This window comes from Roseobacter sp. GAI101, from assembly GCF_000156335.1.
In the GTDB taxonomy this organism is placed as follows: domain Bacteria; phylum Pseudomonadota; class Alphaproteobacteria; order Rhodobacterales; family Rhodobacteraceae; genus Sulfitobacter.
This window is the reverse complement of record NZ_DS999215.1, coordinates 14366-38623: the sequence shown is the minus strand read 5'-3', so window position 1 is coordinate 38623 and position 24258 is coordinate 14366. Positions and strand designations below refer to the sequence as shown.

The window sequence follows — 24258 nt, the reverse complement described above, 5'->3', positions numbered from 1 at the left end:
GCCGCTCCGGCCGGCGTTCTTTTGGGGGGCTCCACAACGCGTTTTCCACAACCACCGAAAAAGCCGAAGACTGGCGGGGAACTGCTGGGTTAGACCGCCTGCGGATAATCATTGCGCAGGCGTCGCACCATCCGGACATAAAGACGAAACGCCAGTCCGTTCGCACCTAGCCTGATCGCCGCCACGCACGGAAGAATTGTTCCCCAATAGAGATGGTCGAGCAGGGCGTAGTCGCTCTCGATCGCGCGTGCGAGGGCTGGGGCGATGCGATAGTATTCTGCAATCTTCCCGTGGCCCTCGGGGTGCGATGCAAGCCAGCCGTCGCGAAAGGCACGCAAGGTACGCAGTTCAAAGCAATCGTCGGCACGGCCCATGTGGCTACAGCAAACGATAGTCAGGAAACATCCCGCCTCATCCAGGCAAGTTTCAGGCCCGCCCCCTTCACGCGCAAGCCGCGGGTTCTGTCGCAAAGTTTTCGTGACTTGAGTGATTTTTGCGGTCGCTTTACCTTTGAGGCTGGATGACGATCGGCGGAGGTTGTGATGGTCGATTTCAAGGGAAGCCAGTTTCCGAAAGATGTGATCTTGTATGCGGTCTGGTTCTATGTCCGTTTTGCGGTGTCGTATCGTGATCTTGAAGAGATCATGGCTGAGCGTGGAGTAGAGGTCGACCATGCTACGTTGAACCGGTGGGTCGAGAAATACGCTGAACAGATCGCGTCCGAGGCACAGAAGCGAAAAGCGCAGCCCGCGCGTTCCTGGCGGATGGATGAGACCTATATCAAGGTGAAGGGCCGCTGGTGCTACCTGTATCGGGCGGTCGACAAGATCGGAAATACGCTTGATTTCATGTTGTCGGAAACACGCGATGAAGCAGCAGCCACCCGGTTTTTCGCGCGCACCATCCGCAACAATGGCTGGCCGGATCGGGTCGTCATCGATAAGAGCGGTGCCAATGCTGCGAGGGTGGAAAACATGAACCTGCTGCTCCTGCTAAGCGGCTGGTGCTGGCTTATTGAAGTTCTACAGGTCAAATATCTGAACAACATTATCGAACAGGACCATTGGTTCATCAAGCGGATCACTCGGCAGATGAAGGGCTTCAAATCCTTTGCGTCTGCGCAAGCGACCCTTGCCGGGATCGAAACCGCGCACATGATCCGAAAAGGTCAACTCGCCGGGAAAGAACTATCCGCCATCCAGCAGTTCGAGGCGCTCGCAGGATAAGTGTGTCCAGAGAACGGCCGTGCTCAATCGTCATAAAAGTTTGCGACAGAACCATCGTGACGGGTAAAGCTGGCGTGCGGATCCCCGCTGTGGCAAGTGAGTTCGGTGCTGGTCTGATTATCCAGGGTGCGTTTCATCCGGGGGCTGTCGATTATTCTCTGGGGTCAATGGCCTCTCGGGTTGCGCGTCGGGCAGCGTGCTCTGTAATATATCCTTCGGCCAAATGCGTCCGGCAAATAATCGGGCCTCGACCCCTAAAGGGACACCAGTTGTGACACAGAAACGACCTAGCAGAAGGCCATCCTCCTTGGCAGAGCAATCGACCGGCGCAAATATTTCTGCCCCCGGTCAAGGCGATGGCACGTCGCTGAGCGAGAAGCCCTATGAGCCCCAACGCTTGTCTTACGCGACAACGTTTACGGACCCGGTCCAGCAGAAAATCATTCAGGTGATGGAGTTTCTGACTGCCAAGCCTGAATTGCTGCGCCGGATCAGACGGTTCGAGGCCATGGGCGTGCCACATGGCCAGCCGTTCTGGCAGCAGGCCCTGGACGTCATGGGCATCGATGTTCAGACCCCCGAAGAACAAATCGCAAAGATTCCACGCACCGGACCACTGGTGATCACGGCGAACCATCCGCATGGCCTTGTCGACGGTATGGTCATGGGCGAACTTATCGGCCGTGTCCGGACCGACTATAAGATCCTCACCCGTTCGCTGTTGACCGGTATCACAGAAATCGACGCGTTCATGATTCCGGTGCCCTTCGCCCACGATCCCGACGCCTTGCGCAAAAACATCGAGATGCGACGCGTTGCGATGCGGCATCTGGCGGATGGTGGGGTGATTGCCCTGTTTCCTTCTGGCGTAGTCGCCTCTGCCGACCGGATGATGGGGCCTGCGATTGAAAGAGAATGGAGCGCTTTTACCGCGAAGATGATTCAACGGTCCGGTGCGGCGGTCGTGCCGCTGCGCTTTACCGGTCAGAACAGCCGTGCCTATCAGATCGCAAGCCGTCTGTCGCCGACACTGCGCCAAGGCCTGCTGCTATACGAAGTGCGCCATGCGCTGGACAAAATCCAAAGGCCGATCATCGGCGATCCAATTTCGGCAAAGGAAATGGATGCCTGGGCCGGTGATCCGATGGGGTTCATGCGCTGGCTGCGCGAAAAAACGCTGACTCTGGGGTGATCCAAAGCCGGGCCGCGTACCTCGGACCCGGCATCAGAATCGCAACTTTATCCAGGCAGCTTTTGACCTGAACCGCTTGTCGCCCTACATGCCCGGCAGCCATAGCGCGAGTTGCGGGAACAGGATCAGCAGCGCCACCAGCAGCATCGAACAGCCCATATACGGGAAGGCCGACATGTATATTTCGCGCATGGTGGTATCTTTGGGGGCGACCCCCTTCATCACGAATAATAGCAATCCGAACGGCGGCGTGGTAAAGCTGATTTCCAGCGCCAGCAGGATGATCAACCCGAACCAGATCGGATCAAACCCAAGGCTTGCCGCCAAGGGAAAGAAGATCGGCACGGTCAGCAGCATCATCGAGATTTGCTCCATGAACATGCCCAGCAACAGCAACACGCCGAACATTACCAAAAGCATCGCGACCGGTGCCAGATCAAAGGATGTCGCCCAGCGGATCAACCCCGATGACGCCCCCGAGAATGCCAGCAACTGGCTGAACGTCGCGGACCCGAACACGATCAGATAAGCCATCAGTGTCACGCGCATCGCACCGATCACGGATTTCTTCATCGCTTCCCACGTCAGACAGCGGAACAAGACCGCCAAGATCAAGACCCCAAGCGCACCGAATGCCGCCGCTTCGGACGGGGTGATCAAACCGCCGACCATGCCGATCACGATCAGCACCATGACCGACAACATGGGCATTACGTCCCCGAACAGCAGCCCCATCTTCTGGCCCCAGCTGAGCGTTTCGACGTCATAAGCCGGTGCCGCGGACGGGTCGATCTTGGTCTGGATATAGATCGTCGCGATATAGAGACTGGCGAGGATCAGGCCGGGGATGATCCCCGCGATCAGCAGCGCACCCACATCAATCCGCGCAAGAGTCGCCAGCAGTACGGCCAAGGCCGACGGCGGGATGATAATCGCCAGACCACCCGTGCCAAGGATCGGACCGATGGACATGTGCTTCTTGTAGCCACGCGTTGTCATCTCGGGGACCATCAAGCTGCCGAGCAACGCGGTCGAGCCCATCGATGACCCCGACAATGTCGAAAACGCCGTGCCGCCTAAGACAGTGACATAGGACAGGCGCCCCGGCAATTTGCCCAACAGCCGGTCAATCGCGTTGAACATCCGTGCGCCAAGGCCGGTGTGAAAAAAAATCTCGCCCATAAGCAAGAACAGAGGGATCGGGACCAGCGCAAAATTCGTCAGCCCGCCAAAGCCGTTGTTCAGCAGCAGGGTGATACCCTTGGCACCGCCCATGAAAAACCATGCGCCCACGATATTAGCCGCCAGAAAGGCCAACGCCACAGGCATGCCGATCGCCATCAAAACAAGGATCGACCCCAGCAACAGGGCGAGCGATTCAAACCATTCCATTATTCGTGTATCCCTGCTTCGCCGGAGTGCATCAGGTCGTCGCCGAACACAAAACGGGAAAATTCAATTGCCATCAGACCAAAGCTGACCGGAAAGGCGATGGTCAGTATCCATTTCGGAAAGTAATAGGCGCGCACATCCAGATCGTTGCGCGCGATATTGCCAAGGAACAGTTCCGCCCCTTTCCACGCGAGGATCAGCGACACCAGCACGCAAAGCGCCGCCACCAGACGGCTGACGACCCGGCGCACGGGCGTTGGCAATGCCGCCGTCACCAGTTCGATATGAACATGCCCCTTTTCGCGCACCAGCCACGGTGCACCCAGCATGGTCATGTAAAGGATCGCATATTCGGACGAGGTGAACAGCCATGCAAAGGGCTGTAATCCGCTGTTGCGCATCACCACCGACGTGATGACGGAAATCATCAGCCAGACCAGCATGACGCCCGCAATTCCAGCCATGGCATACAGGAACCCCCGATATAACTTGCCGACCGTTTCCATATGCTGCCTCTCGTTCAAAAAAATACGGCGCGCCGAAAATCCGGCACGCCGCGTTGGGTTTTACTTCTTGTAGAAAAGTTCGATCAGCTTGTCGTAGTTGCCGTCACCCTGGGGGCTTTCGGCCATCAGGCCTTTCATGCGGTCCCAGGTGCTTTGTGTCGCGGCGGCCAGATAGGCGTCAGCTGCATCACCTTCGAGGGTGATGACTTTCATGCCCGCCTCTTCCAGCTTGGCAAAGTCTTCGTCGCGTACGGCACCCAGCTTGGCGGCGCTTTCCGCTTCATGGGCAATGGCGACATCCTGCAGGATCTTGCGGGATTCTTCAGACAGGGAATTCCACTTTTCCAGGTTCACGATTGTGCCAAGATCGGTCGAGAAAAAGCATGGTTCGATCCGGTAGTTCAGGAACTCGTTCCATTTCAGATCGATCAAGCCGATCTGCGTCCAACCTGTCGCGTCCACGATGCCACGCTCAAGCGCGGAGTAGACTTCGGTTGTTGGCAAGTCGATGACCTGCGCGCCGAGATAGTCGGTGAAGAACGCGTTATAGACCGCGTTGCCGCGCAGTTTCAGGCCCGACACATCCAGATTTCCGTCAGCATCCAGCGTCGGTTCGTCACGGGTCCACAGGTTATAGCAGACACCGGAGTCAAACCAGCCCAGATACTTGACGCCCATTTTCTCTTGGTGAATCTGGTCGATCAGCTCGATCCCGCCGTTGGCGCGAACCTCGGCTCCGGTCATGTTGGATGTGACCAACGCATCTTTTTCCGGCAGGGCACCTGCGTAAAAGCTGCCCGGCGTATAGACCATGTCAACCACGCCCGACCGCACAGCATCAGGCTGCTGGAACATGCCGATGGCTTCCGGACCGCCGCGTACTTCGATCTGGACCACGCCTTCGCCAGCGGCGTTTACCTTGTCGACGAATTCAAGAAACGACTTGGTATAGATCAGCGATTCAGGGAACGCGTGAACGGCTGTAATCGTGTCTTGGGCAAAGGCCGCGGATGTCAGCGCTGTGCTGGCAAGGATACCTGCAAATAGTGTATATTTCATTTTGTCGTACTCCCGGTTGATGGGGCGCTTTGTGCACCCCTTTTGGTTTTTGCTTTCGGGCCCTAGCTGGGCGCGAAAGCGTCTTACGATGCGGGCAAAGCCCACGGATGCGCCGCACACCGTGCCGCGCGAAACTTGTTGATCTCGTCGTTATGCTGGGCCGTCAGATCAATATCGTCCCATCCGTTCACCAGCTTTTGCTGCCAGACCGGATCCAGATCAAAGGACAGGTCGACCCCGCCGATCGCTGCCGTCCCCGTGGACAGATCGACCGTCGCCGCGACATCGCCTTGGCCGATGCCGTCAATCAGCGCTTCGATCTGGTCTTCGTTCAGGCGGGCGGGCAGCAGGCCGTTGTTGACGGCATTGCTGGCAAAGATATCGCCAAAGCTGGGGGCGAACACTGCCTTGATCCCGAAATCGACCAGCGCATAGACCGCAGCCTCGCGACTGGATCCGCTGCCGAAATTGCGGCGCGTGATCAGAACATCGGCGCTGCTGTAGCGGTTCAACACATGGTCGGGCTGATCCTGTCGCACATCATGCAGCAAAAACGGCCCATAGCCATCGCTGCGCGGGGCCGACATAAAGCGCGCGGGGATCAGTTGATCCGTGTCCACATTCGCCTGCGGTAACGCCACCGCACGCCCGTCTATTCTGGTCCAACCGCTCATGATCGTCCCTCCAACAGGGGGCGCACATCGGCAAGATGGCCGGAAACGGCCGCCGCAGCCACCATTGCGGGGCTCATCAGATGGGTGCGTGCGCCGCGCCCCTGGCGGCCCTTGAAATTGCGGTTTGTGGACGATGCACAGCGTTTGCCCGCCTCTACCCGGTCACCGTTCATGCCAACGCACATCGAACAGCCAGAATCAGCCCATTCTAGACCCGCGTCGGTAAAGATCTGTGCCAGCCCTTCGGCTTCGGCTTGTTTCTTGACCAACGCCGATCCGGGCGACACCAGCCCCGGCACCTTGGCCTTGCGGCCTGCCAAGACCTTTGCGGCCAGTCGCAAATCCTCGATACGTCCGTTCGTGCAGGACCCGATGAAAACCTGATCAACCGCAACACCTTGCAATGGCATGCCCGCATCCAGCGCCATATAGTCCAATGCCGCGCGGGCCTGTTCCTGTTTGGCACCAGACATCTTTGCGGGGTCCGGTACATGTCCGGTGATCGGCAATGCATCCTCTGGCGACGTGCCCCATGTTACCGTGGGCGCGATGTCAGCCGCGTCGATTGTAACCTCGCGGTCGAAACTGGCGTTTTCATCTGTCTTGAGGTTCTGCCAATCGGCAACCGCCCGATCCCAATCTGCCCCCTTGGGCGCAAAATTCCTGCCCGCGAGATAGTCGAATGTCACCTGATCCGGCGCAACCAACCCCAACCGCGCACCGCCTTCGATACTCAGGTTGCACAGCGTCAACCGGCCTTCCATGCTCAGCGCTTCAATCGCCTGTCCGGCATATTCAATCGCGTGGCCCCGTGCGCCATCTGCCCCCAGTCGGGCAATCCAGTGCAAGGCAAGGTCTTTGGCTGACACGCCTGCTGCCAGGCTTCCGTTCACGGTGATCCGCATGGTCTGCGGGCGCTTCTGCCAGATCGCCTGCGTCGCCAGAATATGCGCCACCTCGGTCGCACCGACACCAAAGGCAAGGGCACCGAACGCACCATGGGTCGAGGTATGGCTATCGCCGCAATTGATCAGCAAACCGGGCAAGGTCAGCCCCTGTTCTGGCCCGATCACATGGACGATCCCCTGCCCTGGGTCGCGCAGATCGAACAGACGGATGTCATGCGCCTTGGCGTTCCGCCCCAGCGTGTCGATCATGCGCCGGATATCGGGGGCAACATTGCCCGCACGCGTCGGCGCATAGTGGTCCACGACGCCGAAAGTCAGGTCAGGGGCCGCCACCTTCATGCCGCGACTGTCGAGCTTGGCAAAAGCGTGGTGCGATCCTTCATGGACCAGATGCCGGTCAACCCACAGCAACGACGTGCCATCCTCCCGCTGCATGATCTCATGCGCGGCCCAAAGCTTGGCGAATAATGTCTGCGGCGCGGTCATTCGGCGGCCCTCTTGCGTGCAGGGTTGATCACCGGCTCCCAATGCCGCCCCTCGCCTGCGCCGACATGGTTCAACGACATTTCAAGGCGGAACATATCAGGGCGGTAGAGGGCAGACAGGTATTCAACGCCGCGCCCCTTTGCATCGCGCACGACGCGGTCCAATGACAGCAACGGTGCACCAATGCTCAGGCCCAACACCTCGGCGACATCGGGGGACGCAAGGGTGGCGCTGACGGTCTGCTGTGCGGCATCGACCTTGACGCCCGACCGCTCGAGCAGGCGAAACAGCGGTGTCGTGGCCAACTCGGCCTCGGTATAGTTTTGCGCGATTTCTTCGGGCACCCATGTGGTCAGGTGGGAAAACGGTTCGCCCTCTACCAAGCGCAAGCGCACAGCCGCCTGAACACGATCTTGCGGTGCCAGACCCAAGGCACTGGCCACGCCCCCCGGTGCCGCGCCATAGCTGAACGACAACAGACGTGCGGTGGTATTTTCGCCCATCTCGACCAGTTGCGGCATCAAGGTGCTGAAATCAGCCGCCATCGATGGATGCGGCCTGGGCGCACAAACGGTTGTGCCGGACCCGGCGCGCCGGTCAATCAGACCGTCGCCCTCAAGCGCATCCAACGCGCGCCGCACGGTGACCCTTGATACATCCAGTGTTACGGCCAGCTTTTGCTCGCCCGGCAACACCGCACCGGGGGCGAAAACACCGCGCATGATCTCTTCATGCAGGTGCAGATAGACGCGCCGCGCCTTGCCCCCTTCAGGAAGCCCCCTGCCCTTCGAAGATGTGGTTCCAAGCGTCATTTCTGCCCCTTCAATTCACTCCAACCCTAGCGGCAGATTTTTCAAACGCAAGAAATCTATCTTCTAAAAGACAAAATATTTGACCTATGCATATGAATTAATCTGTATTACAAAAAATACAGATTATAAAAAGGAGCCCCCATGCCAGTCATCGAACTTCATGTGATGCAAGGGTATAGTGACGCCGATAAATCCCGCCTCTGCGAGGCCCTGACCCACGCCGTGCGCATCGTGGTCCCCGCCCCGCCCGAAGCCGTGACGGTGATGATCCACGATCTTGCCCCTGCTGGCTACATGCGCGGCGGCATGCACCGCACACCCGCCCCTGCGCTGCCTGACCCTGTAACGGTGGTCCGCGATTATCTGACCGCGATGGAAGCACGCGAGATCGACAAGGCCGGCGATATGCTGGGGGCCGGCTTTACCATGACCTTTCCGGGCGCAGGCCCCATGACGCAGTTGCAGCAACTGATCGACTGGGCCAAGCACCGCTATACTTACGTCACCAAGACCTATGAGGGGTTCGAGGCGCTACAAACACCGGGTGACGCGACCGTCGTCTACTGTCGCGGGACGTTGTCGGGCGAATGGCCTGATGGCACCCCGTTTGACGGAATCCGCTTTATCGACAGGTTCGAGGTCACCGATGGCCACCTGACCCGCCAAGACGTCTGGAATGACATCGCTGAAACAAAGGCTAAACAATGACCGATACAATTGACCCGATCACGCTGGCCGTTTTGGCCGGACGGATGGAACAAATCGCAGACGAAATGGACGCAACCCTGTTTCGCGCCGCCTTCAACCCCATCATCGCCGAGGCGCATGATGCCTCGCATGGTTTGTACCATGCGGTGTCGGGCGATACGCTGGTGCAGGGGAAATCAGGCTTGCCGATCTTTGTCGGTGTGATGTCCTTTGCCGTGAAAGCCGTCATCGATAAGGCCGCTGAAAACGGTGATCTGGAAGATGGCGATATCTATATCTTCAACGACGCCCATCTTGGCGGCACCCACCTAAGCGACATGCGCCTTGTCAGACCCTATTTCCACGACGGGAAGCTGTTTTGCTACCTCGCGTCCGTCGGACATTGGCACGATGTGGGCGGTGCCGTGCCCGGCAACTACAACCCCGCTGCGACAGATGCCTTTCAAGAGGCGTTCGTGCTGCCACCCGTCCGCCTGGCCAAGGCAGGGGCCATCCAGACCGACATCATCGACATCCTGATGCGCAACACGCGCCTGCCGCAATCGGCACAGGGCGATTTGAACGGACAGTTGGGAGCCCTGGACCTTGGGGTAAAGCGTCTGGACGAACTGCTGGCGGAATATGGTGCCGACACCGTGCGCGCCGCATTGGATGCGCTTGGCAACCGGGCAGAAGTTCTGATGCGGTCAGAACTGACTGACCTGCCCGATGGCCGTTGGGAGGCCGAGGATTTCCTGGATAACGACGGGATCACCGATGAGCCGCTGAAGATCAAAGTCGCGCTCGAGATCAAGGGCGACACCATGACGCTGGACTTTGCAGGCACGGCCGACCGCTGCGCTGGTCCCGTCAATATCGCGCTGCCCACGGCTGTAGCGACGGCATATGTGGCGATCAAACACATCTTTCCCAGCTTGCCCGCAAACGCGGGTGTCATGCGTCCGATTGATGTGAAAATCCCCGAGGGGTCGCTGCTGTCTGCCCCCTTCCCCGCCCCCGTTGGCGGTTATACAGAGACTATATTGCGCATGATCGACGTGATCTTTGCGGCAGCCTCCCAGGCAGCGCCCGACCGCGTCGTTGCCAACGCCTATGGCACGATTAACGCGCTGTCGATTTCTGGCAAGCGTGCGAACGGGCAACCTTGGGTGATGTTCAGCTTTTATGGCGGCGGTCATGGCGGATCGATTGAAACAGACGGGCTGAACCACGGCAACGCCCCCATTTCAACCGCCACCATCCCCCCGATGGAGATTCTAGAGGCCGCGTATCCCGTGATGTTCAAGCAATGGGCCCTGCGTCCTGACAGCGCCGGTGCGGGCATGCACCGCGGAGGCATGGGAGCGACCTACGAGATTGAAGTCCTTGAGGAAGCTGCGACCGCATTCCTGTTCGGTGAACGCGGTCGCTTTGCGCCCAAGGGTGCTGCGGGCGGTGGCGATGCGGCGATGAACGTCTTTGCCTATGAACAGGATGATGGCTGGCAGAACCCGCCGATGGCCTCGAAGATGGTCGGGATCAAGCTCAAGCGCGGTCAATCCGTGCGGTTGGACACCCCCGGCGGCGGCGGGTACGGGGCCGCGGCGGACCGCGCTGCGTCTGATGTTGCCCGCGACGTTGCTGGCGGCCTGCTGACGCCGGATTATGCGACCCTAACATACGGCGATGCTTGGAAAGAGGTGAAGCAATGACCAGTTCAAACCGGATGATTGGCGTCGACGTCGGCGGTACTTTCACTGATATTTTCGTCTTGGACGAGGCGACAGGCACGGCGCAAGTCGCCAAAGTGCCCACGTCGCGCCCGGACCAGTCAGGAGGGTTCCTGTCAGGTATCAGCGCGCGGGTTGATGATCTGTCGACAGTGTCCGTGGTTGTTCACGGCACCACCGCTGGCACCAACGCGCTGCTTGAACGTAAAGGGGCCAAAATCGGCGTGATTACGACGATGGGCCTGCGCGATGTGCTGGAAATGCGCCGTCGCGACCGGCCCCGGACATGGGGTTTGCGCGGTAATTTCGCCCCGGTTGTGGACCGCGCCCTCCGGCTTGAAGTGCCCGAGCGCACGTTGGCCGATGGGACCATTCGCACACCTGTGGATCTGGATGCCGTGCGCGCCGCGGCCCAAACGCTTATCGAACGCGACTGCCTAGCCGTCGCGATTCTCTTTGCGAATTCTTACGCCAATGCTGAAAATGAACGCCTTGCAGTCGAAGCGGTGCGGGAAATCTGGCCAAATGCCCATGTTTCCGCCTCGTCCGAAATCCTGCCGGAAATCCGCGAATTCGAACGCTTTTCCACCACGGCGCTCAATGCATATCTGCAACCCGAAGTTTCCGGTTATCTCGCCCGGTTAGAGACTGCTTTGAAAGAGGGCGGCTTTGCCGGAGAGTTCATGATCGTGCAATCCAACGGCGGGGTCATGGATGTGGATACGGCAGCAAAACTGCCTGTCCGGACAGCCCTGTCCGGCCCCGCAGCCGGCGTGATCGCGGCAGGATACATCGCTCAGGCCGCAGGATATCCCGATGTGATCACCGGCGACATGGGCGGCACCTCTTTTGACGTCAGCCTGATTGCCAAGGGGCAATCGATGCTGTCACCGCAAACTTCGATCGATTTCGGGATGGTGGTCCGGTCCCCCATGATCGAAATCACCACAATCGGTGCCGGCGGCGGGTCCATCGCATGGGTCGACAAGGGCGGGTTGCTGAACATCGGCCCCGAAAGCGCCGGATCAACCCCCGGCCCCGTCGCCTATGGCCAGGGCAATACACGACCGACTGTGACAGATGCGAATGTGGTCCTGGGCCGTATTGACCCCGACAACCCCATCGGCGGCAAACTTGACCGTCTGGATGTTGACGCTGCCAAGGCCGCCATTCTCGAACATGTCGGCAAGCCCTTGAACCTGGATGCTCTACAGGCAGCCGAGGCGATCTTGCGCGTTGCCAACAGCCGCATGGCTGGCGCTCTTCGATTAGTCTCTATTGAACGGGGTTTCGACCCTAAACGGTTCGCCTTCATGCCTTTCGGCGGAGGCGGTGCATTGCATTCCGGTGCCATGATGGACGAAGTCGGCCTGGCCCGTTCCATTGTTCCACGCTATCCTGGTGTGACCTCTGCGATGGGATGCGTGATTGCGGACATGCGGCAGGATTTCGTGCAGACGATCAACGCAGCACTTACCGGCATCGACCTTACAGCGCTGACGAAATTCATGCAAACCCATGTCGACAGCGGACTTGCCACACTTGATGCCGCGCGCACCCATTTTGACGGGCGTGATACCGAATTTACGCTCGACATGGCCTATCTCGGCCAGACGCATACGGTTTCTGTACCGCTGCCGGTGACGGTGACAGACGGCAAGGTCACGCCGCCAACCGAAGATGATATCACAACGGCGTTCGACAGCGCGTATCGCGCCACCTACGGGCGCCTGCTGGAAAACGGCACGCGGCGCGTCATCAACCTGCGCACTGCAATCACCGGACGGCGTCCACGCTTTGATCTGGCGACCCTCGCACCGCAAGGCGGAAGCGTCGAAGCCGCGTTCAAAGGTACCCGCGAGGTGCACTTCGCAGGCGCGTGGCATGAAACCAAGCTCTATCACCGCTTGGAACTGCCCGTTGGTGCCGAAATCCCCGGCCCTGCGATCCTTGAACAACCAGACACCACCGTCTTGATCGAACCGGGCCTTGTCGGCAAAGTCGACGCCTATGGCAACACTCTGATCGAAAGGGCCACGACATGACCCCATCTTCGACCGCATTACTGACAATCGACCTGCAAAACGACTTTTTGCACCCCGAAGGTGCTTACGGGCGTGCGGGCCAGGGTGCTGATAGTATCCTTGCCTTGCCGGACCGGATTGCACCTTTGAAACAGGCTCTAATACGCGCTGGAGGGACTTACATTTCGGCGCAGTTCACCCTTGTACCGGGGCGCGACGATGAACCGCTGGTTGCGGAACATCTGAAAAAACTGCGGCCTTTCCTGACCAAGGGCGATTTCGCGCCGGGTAGCTTTGGGCACGCGTTGACGGACACACTGGCACCGGCCGACTTTACGGTCGAAAAGGTCGCTTATTCCGCGTTCTACCAAACCCGGTTGGAGTATATTTTGCGCGCCATGAAGATCGACACCCTGATCATTGGCGGAATCGTGACGAATGGCGGTGTCGCAAGCACGGTCCGCGACGCGCATCTACGCGACATTCACACCATCTTGCTGTCTGATGGCTGCGCCGCCTTCAAGGATGATGTGCATGATGCAACGCTGAAATCCCTAGGATCAGTGACTGAAATCATGACATGCTCGGCGGCAACGGCCTTGCTGGGAGGGGCGTCATGAGCCTGCGCACCCGCCTTACCCAACCAGACATTCTGATCGCCCCCGGCGTCTATGATGGCCTGACAGCGGCGCTTGCCGGTGCTGCCGGTTTCGAGGTGCTTTACCTGTCCGGTGCCGCCGTCGCTTACACGCGGCTTGGAAGGCCGGATATCGGGCTTAGCACGGCCTCCGAGATGGCCGATACCATGGCGCTGATCGCGGACCGCACCGACCTGCCCGTTATCATGGACGCCGATACAGGTTTCGGCAATGCGCTGAACGCGCGCAGGACCATGCAAAGCTATGAGCGTGCCGGTGCTGCGGCTTTGCAGGTCGAAGACCAGACATATCCCAAGAAATGCGGGCATCTATCGGATAAGTCATTGATTTCAAGCGATGAAATGGCAGGCAAGATTGCTGCGATGGCTGATGCAAGACGGCATGATACGCTGATCATTGCCCGCACAGATGCGATTGCCGTCGAAGGGTTTGATGCCGCCATTGACCGTGCTGGTCGCTATATCGAAGCGGGGGCTGATGTGCTGTTTGTCGAGGCCCCTCGTGACAGTGGTGAGCTGTCCAGGATCGCTGACACGTTCAAAGGGCGCGTTCCCTTACTGGCCAATATGGTCGAAGGTGGTGCGACGCCGATTTCCTCTGCGAACACGCTGCAAGATATGGGTTTCGACATCGTGATCTTTCCTGGCGGAATTGTCCGTGCATTGGCCAAAACCGCACAGGACTATTACACAAGTTTGCGAAATGCAGGCTCTAACAAGCCGTTTTCAGACCGAATGCACGATTTTGATGGTCTGAATGCTGCCATTGGCACTCCGGAAATGCTTGATCTGGGAAAGCGCTTTGATGGCAAATCCTGATATCGCGCAACCGCCCGAGGAATTTGACTTAGAAGTCGAAACCCTGATCATCGGGGCCGGTGCCTGCGGGATGGTCGCGGCTCTTGCCGCTCATGAGGCCGGTCAGGATGTGCTTTTGGTCGAAGCAGACCCCGTGCCCAGCGGATCAACGGCGTTAAGCGCCGGACTTGTTCCTGCAGCAGGGACACGGTTTCAGACGGACGCTGGCATCGACGACAGTGCCGCCCGTTTCGCGGCGGATATCCAGGCAAAGGCCCATGACGAAAACGATCCCGATCTGGTGATGTCGATGGCCAACACAGCCGGTCCCGTGATCGAGTGGTTGGCCGACACCCACGGCCTGCCCTTCTCGTTGGTTACCGATTTTGACTATCCGGGTCATCGCCGAAGACGGATGCATGGTTTGCCCACACGCGCAGGTCAGGAATTGATCGACGCCTTGCGTGCGCGGGTTGAAGCCTTGGACATTCCGCTGATCTGCAACCGGCGGGCAAGTAGGCTCTATTCAAGGGAAAACAGCGTTTTCGGGGCGCAATTGACTCTTCCCGATGGCAGTACCGAAACTATCGGCTGTGGCCGCCTGATACTGGCCTGCAATGGTTTTGGCGGCAATCGCACGATGGTGTCCGAACACATGGCAGAAATCGATAACGCCGTTTGGTTTGGCCATGACGGAAACCGGGGCGAGGCGATCAGCTGGGGGGAGGCACTGGACGCAAAGACGCGCCATCTGGGCGCATACCAAGGGCACGGCAATGTCGCCCACCCCCATGGCATTCTGATCACTTGGGCAACGATCACCGAAGGCGGCGTTCAGGTGAACGCACAGGGCCATCGGTTCTGGAATGAATCCCAAGGGTATTCCGAAGCCGCACGCGCCGTATTGGCACAGCCCGGTGGCGTCGCGTGGGTTGTTTTCGATCACCGGATCGCAGGCATTGCGCGCCAGTTCGAGGATTTCAAACAGGCCGAAAAGCAGGGTGCCGTGATGACAGCGGAAACGCTGGAGGACCTCGCCGTAAAGGCAGGGCTGCCAAGCCATGAACTATCGCAGACAATTGCAGACCTCCCCTTGGGTGAGGTCGACGAATTTGGCCGTAAGTGGACCACTCCACATCTGTCCGAACCGTTCTGCGCCGTAAAGGTAACCGGCGCGTTGTTTCACACCCAAGGGGGCCTTGAAGTGGACCCTTTGACTGCGAAAGTGCGGCGGATCCCCCAAGGTACCTTTGACAATCTTTATGCCGCTGGCGGGGCTGCCTGTGGCGTCTCGGGGTCCGGCGACAGCGGGTATCTGTCCGGCAACGGTCTGCTTGCTGCGGTCGCTTTGGGCTACATCGCAGGGCGCGGCTAGGGCTTTTCCAGCTTATCGCGAATGTCGATCATGATCGCCTCGATCATCTGCGCCGAAAGACCCTTGCCGGTAAACCGGATAAGGAAGCCGTCGCTGTCGGCTTCACGTCGCATTGTCACGCCGGTTGTGGTGTTTAGGGTATCGTTGTCGGCCCATTGATCGTCGCGCGGGGCCTTCGGCCGCCCGCCCCTGCTGCGGTCTTGAGGCTTGTCAGCGTGCTCGGCCAGTACGCCCTCTATGAGCGCCCATTCAGCCTTGGCATCGGTCCCCTGCCCCGTTTCCAGCACCTCGCGCAGACGCGCTTCGGCACCGCTGCGCAGCGCACCAGCCAGACGCAATCCGTCCTTTTCCCGCATACCTTCAGGAAATTCGAGCATGTCTCCCAGCTCTTCAAAGATCATCGCAAAGGACCGGATCTTGCTGCGCTTGGCTTTGGATGCCGCGGCGAACATCTGGGCAACGGCGTCTTCGGTGCTGGCAAATGCGCCTTGTTGCGCCGCAATGGCAGCGATGCGACCCCGCTCATAATGGCTTAGGTCCTGGCGGATTTCATTCTCTTCGACCATGGCGACAAAGGCACCGCCCATTTGGTCGGGGTCCCGCAAAACAGCCTTGATGGTCTTGAATTTGTCGTTGCCAGACCGCGCATAAAGATTTTGTTGCGCGATCAGGCGACGGTAGCCGGAGAGCAAGCCGTATTGCTTGCCCGCAGCGGAACCTTTCAGCTGATACACCTCAATCGGCATGCGCAGGCCGTTCGCGTTGATCGAAAACTCAAGTTCTTCCATCGCGTCCTTGTCGATGACGGTCCGGTCGCGCTGCATGGACAGGGGTTCGATTGTGTCGATTGGCAGCTCAAAGATCAGCAGACCGGCTGCGTCAGCCTCCCGGAACTTCTGCGCTTCCGCACTGTCGCGGGCGCGGGCGGTGCGCTCGGCTGTGGTGCCGCTTTCGTAGGCCTCAGCGGTATCGGCAGCGACTTGCGCAATCGGGGCCGCGGCTGAACGGGCAGGGGTTTCGCGGCGAAACTCCTCTTCGTACTTGTTCATGTCGGCAGCTGAAGGGGCTTCGAGCTTTCTACGCTTCGCCATTTCCACTCTCCTCTTGTTTCAGCATTTGCAGGTCACGCCACCATGTGCCCAAGACGACCTCTTTCACCTCGGCCCACGTGCGATCAAACGTCTCGCGGCCGCGGACATAGGTGTCGCGGTTGAATTCCCGGTAATCCGCCTCGTAGATACCATTCACCTGTTCGCCAGCTTGACCGACCATGGCTGTGACTTCCTGCCGGTAGGTGGTCATGAAGTCGCCAAAATACGCCTGAATGACGTTGGCCAGATCAGTCTGTTGACCCGCATCGAAACGGGTGATCAGGCGCGCACGGCATCCCATTCAAATTTCATCTCGGGCAAACCGTCCTGCCGCCGTATCCGGTTTTCACCTTCTTCGATGCTCGCGAATGTCGAATAGAGCATATCAAAGAACCTGCCCGTCGAATCGAATTCAAGAAAGGATGCGCCAAGTGGCACCAGCAGGATGTCGGCAGCGGCCAAAGCGTTGATGGTCAGATAGCCAAGGGCAGGGGGCGTATCGATGAAGATCAGGTCATAATCATCCAGGATACCTTCGGACGATAGCGCATTGGTCAACGCATCCCAAAGCGGCCAGGACCTTACCTGCATGCGCCAGACAGGGACCTGAAATTCAGCCCAGTACAGATTTAATTGCGCCCCGATCAGATCGATATTGGGCCAGTGGGTTGCTTGGATAAGGTTTCGCGGCGAAACCCCCAAGCTTTCCGTCAGCGTTTCGTCCAGGGGCAGCTCGGGTGCACCACGGGCCTTGCGGACTGCATTTTCACCCTGAAGATGGCGAGCAAAGTCCTTGGCCAGCATGGGGAAGGCAGTCGACCATTCATCCGCCACCGCGCCTCCCATGATCGAGGTCAGCGAGCCCTGGCTATCCAGATCGATCACAAGAACGCGGTATCCATCAAGTGCTGCAGACATCGCCAGATGGGCGCAAGTGGATGTTTTCCCCACACCCCCTTTGAAATTCGCGACCGAGATGATCTTGGCTGGCAAGCCTTCGGGGCGCCATGATTTATACTGTTTGTTCGACGCCCCTTCGGTTGCGAAATGTTCCCGCAATTGCAGCACTTCTTCTAAGGTGAACCACTTGGACCCCGCTTCGCCACTACCTTGCGGCAAGTCGGGGTGCCCCTTGAGAACGCGCCGCAGATGGGCGGGGGCCACATCCAGAAGATAACGGCAGACTTCCCATGTCGAAAACTTGCGCAGCCGTTTCTTCCCGTCGGGGGCGTATCCGCGCCGCGCCAGATCATCGCGCCCCTTCGAGGCAAATGCCGCTGCTTTCGCGAATCGCGCGGTGTCGATAGGATCAGACAGGCGTGCAGCGGCAGCTTCGGGATCAATGTTGAAATAGGAGGGCGTTGGGGCTTTGGGAGTTGATGACATGAGTCCTCGGGGATGTATGCGAAACGGATGCGTATCCTGCAATCTATCGCACATCATAAGGCCCTTGTGAATCTGAATTGTGCCTTATCCCTTATTCCTGACTATTCCCAAGAAAAACACACGGCATATAAGTGTAGAGTCTTTAGTCTCTTTATAAGATTTAACCCCATTAATAATTAATGATACCAAATGGTTATAAGGTTTTGGGGGCCCGGATACAGGCTCAAGGGTATCTGTATTCAGGTCCAAGGGTGCCCATATACGGGTGAAACAGCACCGATTCTCGGTAAGACAGGGGCCAATTTGCAGGAACGGCTGAATCAGACTCTCTTTTTGCCATATTAGGCACTGGTGGTTGACTCTCCTGAATGGGCCATCCCGTAGATTGGTCCCCTTAGCGCGACTCGGCAGGATTATCGCTGCTGAATAATTGCTGCGCAAGGGCACCCATACCAGTCTTGCCCTTGGGTGCCCTTTGCCGCTACATATGCATAAGGCAACAGATCGGATTTAGAACCGACAGCCAAAGGGCAGCGTGATGAAGCGGCAGGATACCGAGATACCAAAGGACAGGCTGACGGGCGCGCTGCGGCGCGGGTCGGTCAAAAAGCATGTTGCGGCAATCCATGTGTCAGGCAAGCTGACGCTGCTGCAACGCAAGCTTTCGAATGTCCTGCTGCTGAATGCCTACGACACGTTGACCAGCCAGCAGGTCCACATGATCGACGCGCGCACGTTGTGTCTGATGATTGGCTATAACTCGAACGATATGGACACGCTGAAACAATCGCTGCGTGGGTTGGCCGAAACTGTTGCGGAATGGGATATGCTGGATGAAAAGGGTCAGCAAGAATGGGGCGTGTCCAGCTTGCTAAGCTACGCGCGGCTGAAGGGCGGGGTTTGTGAATATGCGTATTCCCCCGCGTTGGCGTCTAAACTGAACGATCCCAAAGTATTCGCGCTGATCAATCTGAACATCCAGCGTCGGTTCACCTCTGGCCATGCACTGGCGCTGTACGAGAACTGCTATCGCTTTGTGCGTACCGGTAGCACGGGCTGGTGGTCGCTGGATCTGTTTCGTCGTCTGATGGGCGTCGAGGACAGCGCATATTATTCCGTCTACAAGCAGCTTAATGCCAAGATCATCAAACCTGCCGTAAGCGAGGTGAACAAGACCTCGAATATCGTGATCACGCCAGAGATCCGGAAACGGGGCAGGGCCGTCACGGACATCCGTTTCAAGATTGCCGAAAACCCGCAGCTTGCAATCCTTGATCTGGATGACGGGGCAGGGGTGCGGAAATCGGATGTCTATGGCCAGTTGCAGGCGCTTGGCGTCAGCGACCGTCTTGCGCGGCAATGGATCGCAGAACATGGCGAAGATCACGTGGGCGACAAGATCAGCTATGTCGCGGGGCAGGAGGGCGTTCAGAACCCGGTTGGATACCTGACCGCAGCGCTGCGCGATGACTTCAAAGCCGAAGCCGTTGGTGTGACCCCATCAAGCCCGCGCGCGAAGCTTTTGGCGCGTGTGCGCGACCTGGTGGCCGCACGCACCCCCACACAGCGCGATGCGGACCGACGGCTTTTCATGTCGATCATTGCCAGTGCCGATGCCCGCGCAGATTTCGAACGCCACGGTTGGATGTCTGCGCTGAACACCACGGCGATCAAGGCATTCTGGGAAGACCTGCAGCCGGGATCATTCGACGATATTTAGCTTTGATCATTCGGCGCGAAGTGGCTATGAGAACGGTCAGAGCGGTCCCGTAGCTCAACTGGATAGAGCACCTGACTTCTAATCAGGATGTTGGGGGTTCGAGTCCTCCCGGGATCGCCATTTCCGATTTTTTGCTGTCACATGCCTGGAGCGCTGCCAGTGCGCGATCAGCAGTGGCAGGGACCGTCCGTCTAGCCCTCGGCGACAACGAGCAAGTGATAGAGGTGCCATGTCGCGTGCCCCAGTAAGGGCAGTACGATGAACAGCCCAAGGAACGCGGGCAAAAGGGACAGGAACGTCAGCGTCGCGATACATGCGGCCCATCCCAACATCACGACCCAATGGGACGCCACATATGAAAAGCTGGTTGCCATCGCTGTTACGAAATCGACCTCCCGGTCGAGCACCATAGGGATCGCCAGAACGGTGATCATAAAGAGTATCAGGGCAAAGATGGCACCGACGACGCTGCCCATGGCCAGCATGGCAAGGCCATTGGGCGTCAGAAACACCTCTGCCGAAGAAGAGATATTGGCCATGGGCGATAGCCCGAGAAACAGCGCGAATATCATGTGGCCAAGGAAGAACCAGAACAGGAATATGACGATTGTGATGGCTCCGATCATCGGCAGGGACCGTTTGCGCTGCAAAAGCACCACGCCAAGGATGCCGGCCCAGCTAAGCGGTTGGCGTGCCTGAAGCCTGCGCGAAACCTCGTATAGGCCGACGGCGACGAACGGCCCGATCAGTGGAAAACCGAAGACTGCCAATACCAACCAGTATGTCGTGCCCGTCTGAAGGGTGATCCACGTCATGGCCCAAGCGGCGAGGACGTAAACGGCAGCAAAACCCGCACCATAGATCGGCGCGCGCCGCAGATCGCCCCATCCAAGAAGCATCGCACGCAGCAGATCTGCGCCGCTTACAGGTCTGAACTTGGGCGCACCCGCAGCGGTACTTTGATCTGGCTTGCTGTTATCCACGGTTTGCTTGCCCCCTTTGCGATCATAATCCGCGATTATGGGTGGCATTGCGCAAAGGGGTCTTTGACTTGGATCAAATTGAAATGAGGGCGAAAGCCTGCATCACTTCATCAGCCCCTCAAGATAGACGCCATAGTCGTTTTTGGCGAACAGCTTGGCGCGCTCCTCCAGGGCGTCGCGTGAGATCCAGCCTTGGTTATACGCGATCTCGTCGGGGCTGCCGGTTTGCAGGCCCTGGCGGATTTCCAGGGTGCGCACGAAGTTGCCAGCGTCCAGCAAACTACCGTGGGTGCCGGTGTCGAGCCAGGCATAGCCGCGGCCCATGCGTTGGACGTTGAGCAATCCGTCGTGCAGGTAGGTTTCCAGCAGGGTGGTGATCTCGAGTTCTCCGCGCGGGGACGGCATCACGGTCTTGGCGCGCTCGGAAGCCGTGTTGTCGAGGAAATACAGGCCCGTGACGGCGTAGTTCGACGGTGGCACGGCGGGCTTTTCGATGATCTGGCGGGCTTGGCCGGTCTCGTCGAAATCCACCACGCCATAGCGCTCGGGGTCGGACACGCGGTAGCCAAAGACGGTGCCGCCGGTTTCTTGCGCATCGGCTGCGGCCAGAATCTTGGGCAGGCCGTGACCGAAGAAAATGTTATCGCCCAGAACCATGGCCGAGGGCGCACCGTCGAGGAAGTCTTCGGCCAGCAGATAGGCCTGCGCCAGACCGTCTGGGCTGGGTTGGGTGATATAGGTCAGGGACACGCCCCATTGGCTGCCATCGCCAAGCGCGCGCTTGAACTGTTCGGCGTCCTGCGGTGTGGTGATTACCGCGATCTCGCGGATGCCGCCCAGCATCAGTACGGACAGCGGGTAGTAGATCATCGGCTTGTCATAGATCGGCAGCAACTGTTTCGACACAGAAATGGTGATCGGATAAAGCCGCGTGCCGGAGCCTCCGGCGAGGATGATACCTTTGCGTTCGCGCGTTTGGGTCATGGGAAATCAGTCCTTGGAAATATCAAGTTGGGCAATAATCTGGCTCAGGCTGGCGCGCCAATCGGGGCGTGCGATGCCAAACGCGACTGTCGTTGCGCTGCAATTCATCCGTGAATTCAGCGGGCGTTTGGCAGGCGTCGGGTAATCGGTCGAAGGAATGTCTGTGACGGCACAGGTGATGCCCGCCTGATCAAAGATCGCACGGGCGAAATCGGCCCAGCTGGTGTCGGGTGTGCCTGAGAAATGGTAGATCCCGGCTTTTTCCGGCTCGGAAACGAGCGTTTGCGCGATGGTTACGCAGGCCTGCGCGATTTCGGCAGCACCGGTGGGCCCGCCGATCTGGTCGGCCACGATGGTCAGCGCCTCGCGTTCCGCGCCAAGGCGCAGCATGGTTTTGACGAAGTTGTTGCCATGCGCAGACACCGCCCAGGATGTGCGCAACACGGCATAGCGCCCGCCAATCTCTTCTATCAAGATCTCGCCATCCCGTTTGGTGCCACCGTAGATGCCTTGGGGGTCGGCCGGATCATCAGGTTTCCAAGGCGCATTGCCTTCGCCAGAAAATACATAATCGGTCGAGATCGAGACAAAGGGAATATCACGCGCTGCACAGGCACGCGACATCGCCGCCGGTGCCTGTGCATTGATCAGATCAGCGGTGGCATGGTCGCTTTCGGCCTTGTCCACGGCGGTATAAGCGGCGGCGTTGATCACGGCATCAGGCGCGTGGGCATCAATCGCGGCAGCGCAGGCGGCCGGGTCGGTCAGATCGGCCGCGGCGCGATCCAGTGCCGTGATGCGAATACCGTTGCCATCCAGCGCGCGCAGTTCCGTGGCGACCTGGCCGCTATGGCCGAATACGAGGATCTTCATGCTTTGCCCAACCGTTCGCCGACGCCGCTGCGGTTTTGCAAGGCGCGCCACCAGTCTTCGTTCTCAAGATACCAGTCCACGGTCCGCGCCAACCCTTCCTCGACCGTGACCGACGGTTTCCAGTTCAACTCGCTGCGGATGCGCGCCGGGTCGATCGCATAGCGTTGGTCGTGGCCGGGGCGGTCGGTGACAAAGGTGATCAGATCGGCATGGGGGGCACCTTCGGGGTGGCGATCATCCAGCAAGGCGCAGATCATCTTGACCAGCTCCAGATTGCTGACCTCGTTTTCCCCGCCGATGTTATAGCTGCGGCCCAGTTTGCCTTTGGTCAGCACCGTCAGCAGCGCGTCGGCGTGGTCTTCGACGAACAGCCAGTCGCGCACATTGGCACCGTCGCCGTAAACCGGGATCGGCTGCCCGGCGAGCGCCTTGAGGATGACGACCGGCACCAGTTTTTCGGGGAAGTGGAAGGGCCCGTAGTTGTTCGAACAGTTTGTCATGATGATCGGCAGGCCATAGGTCTCGCCCCAGGCGCGCACCAGATGATCGCTGGCCGCTTTGGATGCGGAGTAGGGGCTGCGCGGGTCGTAGGGCGTGTCTTCGGTGAACTGGCCGGTGGGGCCGAGCGAACCGAAGACCTCGTCGGTCGAAATATGGTGAAAGCGGAAACGGTCCGGCTTGCCAGCCCCCTGCCAATAGGCGCGGGCAGCCTCAAGCAAGGTATAGGTGCCGGTGATATTGGTCTGGATAAACGCGCCGGGGCCGTCGATCGACCGGTCCACATGGCTTTCCGCGGCCAGATGCATCACAGCGTCGGGCTGGTGATCGGCAAAAATCCGGTCAAGCGCCGCGCGGTCGCAAATATCGGCCTGTTCAAACGCATACAGCGGGCTGTCGGCCACGCTGGCGACATTCTCAAGGCAGGCCGCATAGGTCAGCGCGTCCAGATTGACCACGCCATGGCCCTGCGCCACGGCAAGCCGCACAACGGCGGACCCGATAAACCCTGCACCGCCCGTTACCAATAGCTTCATTTATGCGTCCTCAAACGTGAATGGGCTGTTAAGATCCGCCAAAGAGGGTGCGTTTGCGTCCTTTTCTGACAAAACCGGCGATAAATCCCCCATATCCCAGTCGATCCCGATATCCGGATCGTCCCACGCGACCGCCCCTTCGGTGGCCTGCGCGTAATAATCCGAACATTTATAGACAATCTCGGTTTCGGGTGCGCGGGTGACAAACCCATGGGCAAAGCCCGCTGGCACCAGAAGTTGCTTGCCGTTCTCGAAACTCAGCTCGACCCCGAACCACTGGCCGTAGGTGGGTGACCCCTTGCGAATATCGACTGCCACGTCAAACAGCGCCCCGCGCCCGCAGCGCACCAGCTTGTCCTGTGCATGGGGCGGGGCCTGAAAATGCAGCCCCCGAATGGTGCCCGGCGTCATCGACAGTGAATGATTGTCCTGCACAAACGGAATGGTGATCCCGTGTTCTGCCAAGGCCTTCGCGCTGTAACTCTCCGAGAAAAACCCCCGGTGATCCCCGAACCGCGACGGTGTAATAACGACCACGCCAGAAAGGGGCGTCTGTTCAACCTGCATGAAAAAATCCCAACCGAATGAAAATATTGAGACGGTAGTACCGAAGAGTTAGAGGCCTGTCGATTGCTTCTGAGGCCGTTGCTTTTGTCCATG

23 protein-coding genes, 1 tRNA gene and 1 pseudogene are annotated in these 24258 nt (G+C 58.9%); 11 read left to right on the top strand and 14 right to left on the bottom strand.

The window, feature by feature from the left end:
- Positions 1-89: 89 nt before the first annotated feature.
- Positions 90-374 carry a hypothetical protein gene (locus RGAI101_RS19480; RefSeq protein ID WP_008229906.1) on the bottom strand — a complete coding sequence of 95 codons (285 nt, stop codon included), beginning with the start codon at positions 372-374 and terminating at the stop codon, positions 90-92.
- A 168-nt stretch (positions 375-542) separates the two neighbouring features.
- Between RGAI101_RS19480 and RGAI101_RS19475 the strand changes: the two genes are divergently transcribed.
- From RGAI101_RS19475 to RGAI101_RS19470, 3 genes are read left to right on the top strand one after another with little or no spacing between them, the layout of a single operon-like run.
- Entirely contained in the window at positions 543-1226 is a 684-nt protein-coding gene (locus RGAI101_RS19475) for an IS6 family transposase (protein ID WP_008229873.1), read from the top strand.
- Positions 1227-1228: 2 nt separating this feature from the next.
- On the top strand, positions 1229-1501 hold the full coding sequence (locus tag RGAI101_RS22645; RefSeq protein ID WP_368072205.1) for a universal stress protein: 273 nt from the start codon (positions 1229-1231) through the stop codon (positions 1499-1501).
- 32 nt (positions 1502-1533) lie between these two features.
- Positions 1534-2418: a lysophospholipid acyltransferase family protein gene (locus tag RGAI101_RS19470; RefSeq protein ID WP_008229983.1), complete on the top strand. Its 885-nt coding sequence runs from the start codon at positions 1534-1536 to the stop codon at positions 2416-2418.
- An 84-nt stretch (positions 2419-2502) separates the two neighbouring features.
- Here the strand turns inward: RGAI101_RS19470 and RGAI101_RS19465 are convergent, their stop codons facing one another.
- The 6 genes from RGAI101_RS19465 to RGAI101_RS19440 all read right to left on the bottom strand — a co-directional run bounded on the left by RGAI101_RS19465 (position 2503) and on the right by RGAI101_RS19440 (position 8255).
- Positions 2503-3810 carry a TRAP transporter large permease gene (locus RGAI101_RS19465; protein WP_008229987.1) on the bottom strand — a complete coding sequence of 436 codons (1308 nt, stop codon included), beginning with the start codon at positions 3808-3810 and terminating at the stop codon, positions 2503-2505.
- Positions 3810-4316, bottom strand: coding sequence for a TRAP transporter small permease (locus RGAI101_RS19460; RefSeq protein WP_008230075.1), 507 nt, complete (start codon positions 4314-4316; stop codon positions 3810-3812). Before RGAI101_RS19460 ends, RGAI101_RS19465 begins: the two co-directional genes overlap by 1 nt.
- A 60-nt stretch (positions 4317-4376) precedes the next feature.
- Entirely contained in the window at positions 4377-5375 is a 999-nt protein-coding gene (dctP, locus tag RGAI101_RS19455; RefSeq protein WP_008229922.1) for a TRAP transporter substrate-binding protein DctP, read from the bottom strand.
- A gap of 83 nt (positions 5376-5458) precedes the next feature.
- The gene (leuD, locus tag RGAI101_RS19450; protein WP_008230079.1) at positions 5459-6049 is read right to left on the bottom strand and encodes a 3-isopropylmalate dehydratase small subunit; all 591 of its coding nucleotides are present in this window, start codon (positions 6047-6049) and stop codon (positions 5459-5461) included.
- Positions 6046-7443: a 3-isopropylmalate dehydratase large subunit gene (leuC, locus tag RGAI101_RS19445; RefSeq protein ID WP_008230037.1), complete on the bottom strand. Its 1398-nt coding sequence runs from the start codon at positions 7441-7443 to the stop codon at positions 6046-6048. Before leuC ends, leuD begins: the two co-directional genes overlap by 4 nt.
- Entirely contained in the window at positions 7440-8255 is an 816-nt protein-coding gene (locus RGAI101_RS19440) for a GntR family transcriptional regulator (RefSeq protein ID WP_008230143.1), read from the bottom strand. Before RGAI101_RS19440 ends, leuC begins: the two co-directional genes overlap by 4 nt.
- Positions 8256-8396: 141 nt before the next feature.
- Here RGAI101_RS19440 and RGAI101_RS19435 point away from each other — a divergent pair, with 141 nt between their 5' ends.
- From RGAI101_RS19435 to RGAI101_RS19410, 6 genes are read left to right on the top strand one after another with little or no spacing between them, the layout of a single operon-like run.
- Positions 8397-8963, top strand: coding sequence for a tautomerase family protein (locus RGAI101_RS19435; RefSeq protein ID WP_037230311.1), 567 nt, complete (start codon positions 8397-8399; stop codon positions 8961-8963).
- Positions 8960-10654: a hydantoinase B/oxoprolinase family protein gene (locus RGAI101_RS19430; protein ID WP_008229902.1), complete on the top strand. Its 1695-nt coding sequence runs from the start codon at positions 8960-8962 to the stop codon at positions 10652-10654. Before RGAI101_RS19435 ends, RGAI101_RS19430 begins: the two co-directional genes overlap by 4 nt.
- Entirely contained in the window at positions 10651-12717 is a 2067-nt protein-coding gene (locus RGAI101_RS19425) for a hydantoinase/oxoprolinase family protein (RefSeq protein WP_008230002.1), read from the top strand. Before RGAI101_RS19430 ends, RGAI101_RS19425 begins: the two co-directional genes overlap by 4 nt.
- Positions 12714-13316, top strand: a complete 603-nt coding sequence (locus RGAI101_RS19420) for a cysteine hydrolase family protein (protein WP_008230024.1) — start codon at positions 12714-12716, stop codon at positions 13314-13316. Before RGAI101_RS19425 ends, RGAI101_RS19420 begins: the two co-directional genes overlap by 4 nt.
- Complete coding sequence (locus tag RGAI101_RS19415; RefSeq protein ID WP_008230051.1) at positions 13313-14173, top strand: isocitrate lyase/PEP mutase family protein; 861 nt, start codon at positions 13313-13315, stop codon at positions 14171-14173. Before RGAI101_RS19420 ends, RGAI101_RS19415 begins: the two co-directional genes overlap by 4 nt.
- The gene (locus tag RGAI101_RS19410; protein WP_008230000.1) at positions 14160-15527 is read left to right on the top strand and encodes an FAD-dependent oxidoreductase; all 1368 of its coding nucleotides are present in this window, start codon (positions 14160-14162) and stop codon (positions 15525-15527) included. Before RGAI101_RS19415 ends, RGAI101_RS19410 begins: the two co-directional genes overlap by 14 nt.
- On the opposite strand, the gene RGAI101_RS19405 is transcribed toward RGAI101_RS19410, so the two are convergent.
- Entirely contained in the window at positions 15524-16618 is a 1095-nt protein-coding gene (locus tag RGAI101_RS19405) for a ParB/RepB/Spo0J family partition protein (RefSeq protein ID WP_037230309.1), read from the bottom strand. The genes RGAI101_RS19410 and RGAI101_RS19405 overlap by 4 nt on opposite strands.
- Positions 16605-18004 (bottom strand): annotated as a pseudogene (locus RGAI101_RS19400) (AAA family ATPase). The gene RGAI101_RS19405 and the pseudogene RGAI101_RS19400 overlap by 14 nt, the downstream one beginning before the upstream one ends.
- A gap of 538 nt (positions 18005-18542) precedes the next feature.
- On the opposite strand from RGAI101_RS19400, the gene RGAI101_RS19395 reads away from it, so the two are divergent.
- Positions 18543-19724: a replication initiation protein gene (locus RGAI101_RS19395; RefSeq protein WP_008229962.1), complete on the top strand. Its 1182-nt coding sequence runs from the start codon at positions 18543-18545 to the stop codon at positions 19722-19724.
- A gap of 43 nt (positions 19725-19767) precedes the next feature.
- Positions 19768-19844: transfer RNA gene (locus RGAI101_RS19390), tRNA-Arg, on the top strand.
- Between the two features lie 71 nt (positions 19845-19915).
- Here RGAI101_RS19390 and RGAI101_RS19385 read toward each other — a convergent pair.
- Genes RGAI101_RS19385 through rfbC form a run of 5 tightly spaced genes read right to left on the bottom strand, consistent with a single transcriptional unit; the run spans position 19916 to position 24165 of the window.
- Positions 19916-20755 (bottom strand): DUF2189 domain-containing protein, encoded by an 840-nt coding sequence (locus tag RGAI101_RS19385; RefSeq protein ID WP_008229941.1) that lies wholly within the window; start codon positions 20753-20755, stop codon positions 19916-19918.
- Positions 20756-20809: 54 nt separating this feature from the next.
- Positions 20810-21691 (bottom strand): glucose-1-phosphate thymidylyltransferase RfbA, encoded by an 882-nt coding sequence (gene rfbA / locus RGAI101_RS19380; RefSeq protein WP_008230093.1) that lies wholly within the window; start codon positions 21689-21691, stop codon positions 20810-20812.
- A gap of 6 nt (positions 21692-21697) precedes the next feature.
- On the bottom strand, positions 21698-22564 hold the full coding sequence (gene rfbD, locus RGAI101_RS19375; protein ID WP_008230053.1) for a dTDP-4-dehydrorhamnose reductase: 867 nt from the start codon (positions 22562-22564) through the stop codon (positions 21698-21700).
- Positions 22561-23598: a dTDP-glucose 4,6-dehydratase gene (gene rfbB / locus RGAI101_RS19370; RefSeq protein WP_008229960.1), complete on the bottom strand. Its 1038-nt coding sequence runs from the start codon at positions 23596-23598 to the stop codon at positions 22561-22563. The genes rfbD and rfbB overlap by 4 nt, the downstream gene beginning before the upstream one ends.
- Positions 23599-24165, bottom strand: coding sequence for a dTDP-4-dehydrorhamnose 3,5-epimerase (gene rfbC / locus RGAI101_RS19365; RefSeq protein ID WP_037230306.1), 567 nt, complete (start codon positions 24163-24165; stop codon positions 23599-23601).
- Positions 24166-24258: the final 93 nt, after the last annotated feature.

Coding starts and splice junctions, on each gene's coding strand:
- RGAI101_RS19480 (WP_008229906.1), bottom strand. CDS start 374: ATGGGCCGTGCCGACGATTGCTTTGAACTGCGTACCTTGCGTGCCTTT.
- RGAI101_RS19475 (WP_008229873.1), top strand. CDS start 543: ATGGTCGATTTCAAGGGAAGCCAGTTTCCGAAAGATGTGATCTTGTAT.
- RGAI101_RS19465 (WP_008229987.1), bottom strand. CDS start 3,810: ATGGAATGGTTTGAATCGCTCGCCCTGTTGCTGGGGTCGATCCTTGTT.
- RGAI101_RS19460 (WP_008230075.1), bottom strand. CDS start 4,316: ATGGAAACGGTCGGCAAGTTATATCGGGGGTTCCTGTATGCCATGGCT.
- dctP (WP_008229922.1), bottom strand. CDS start 5,375: ATGAAATATACACTATTTGCAGGTATCCTTGCCAGCACAGCGCTGACA.
- leuD (WP_008230079.1), bottom strand. CDS start 6,049: ATGAGCGGTTGGACCAGAATAGACGGGCGTGCGGTGGCGTTACCGCAG.
- leuC (WP_008230037.1), bottom strand. CDS start 7,443: ATGACCGCGCCGCAGACATTATTCGCCAAGCTTTGGGCCGCGCATGAG.
- RGAI101_RS19440 (WP_008230143.1), bottom strand. CDS start 8,255: ATGACGCTTGGAACCACATCTTCGAAGGGCAGGGGGCTTCCTGAAGGG.
- RGAI101_RS19435 (WP_037230311.1), top strand. CDS start 8,397: ATGCCAGTCATCGAACTTCATGTGATGCAAGGGTATAGTGACGCCGAT.
- RGAI101_RS19430 (WP_008229902.1), top strand. CDS start 8,960: ATGACCGATACAATTGACCCGATCACGCTGGCCGTTTTGGCCGGACGG.
- RGAI101_RS19425 (WP_008230002.1), top strand. CDS start 10,651: ATGACCAGTTCAAACCGGATGATTGGCGTCGACGTCGGCGGTACTTTC.
- RGAI101_RS19420 (WP_008230024.1), top strand. CDS start 12,714: ATGACCCCATCTTCGACCGCATTACTGACAATCGACCTGCAAAACGAC.
- RGAI101_RS19415 (WP_008230051.1), top strand. CDS start 13,313: ATGAGCCTGCGCACCCGCCTTACCCAACCAGACATTCTGATCGCCCCC.
- RGAI101_RS19410 (WP_008230000.1), top strand. CDS start 14,160: ATGGCAAATCCTGATATCGCGCAACCGCCCGAGGAATTTGACTTAGAA.
- RGAI101_RS19405 (WP_037230309.1), bottom strand. CDS start 16,618: ATGGCGAAGCGTAGAAAGCTCGAAGCCCCTTCAGCTGCCGACATGAAC.
- RGAI101_RS19395 (WP_008229962.1), top strand. CDS start 18,543: ATGAAGCGGCAGGATACCGAGATACCAAAGGACAGGCTGACGGGCGCG.
- RGAI101_RS19385 (WP_008229941.1), bottom strand. CDS start 20,755: ATGCCACCCATAATCGCGGATTATGATCGCAAAGGGGGCAAGCAAACC.
- rfbA (WP_008230093.1), bottom strand. CDS start 21,691: ATGACCCAAACGCGCGAACGCAAAGGTATCATCCTCGCCGGAGGCTCC.
- rfbD (WP_008230053.1), bottom strand. CDS start 22,564: ATGAAGATCCTCGTATTCGGCCATAGCGGCCAGGTCGCCACGGAACTG.
- rfbB (WP_008229960.1), bottom strand. CDS start 23,598: ATGAAGCTATTGGTAACGGGCGGTGCAGGGTTTATCGGGTCCGCCGTT.
- rfbC (WP_037230306.1), bottom strand. CDS start 24,165: ATGCAGGTTGAACAGACGCCCCTTTCTGGCGTGGTCGTTATTACACCG.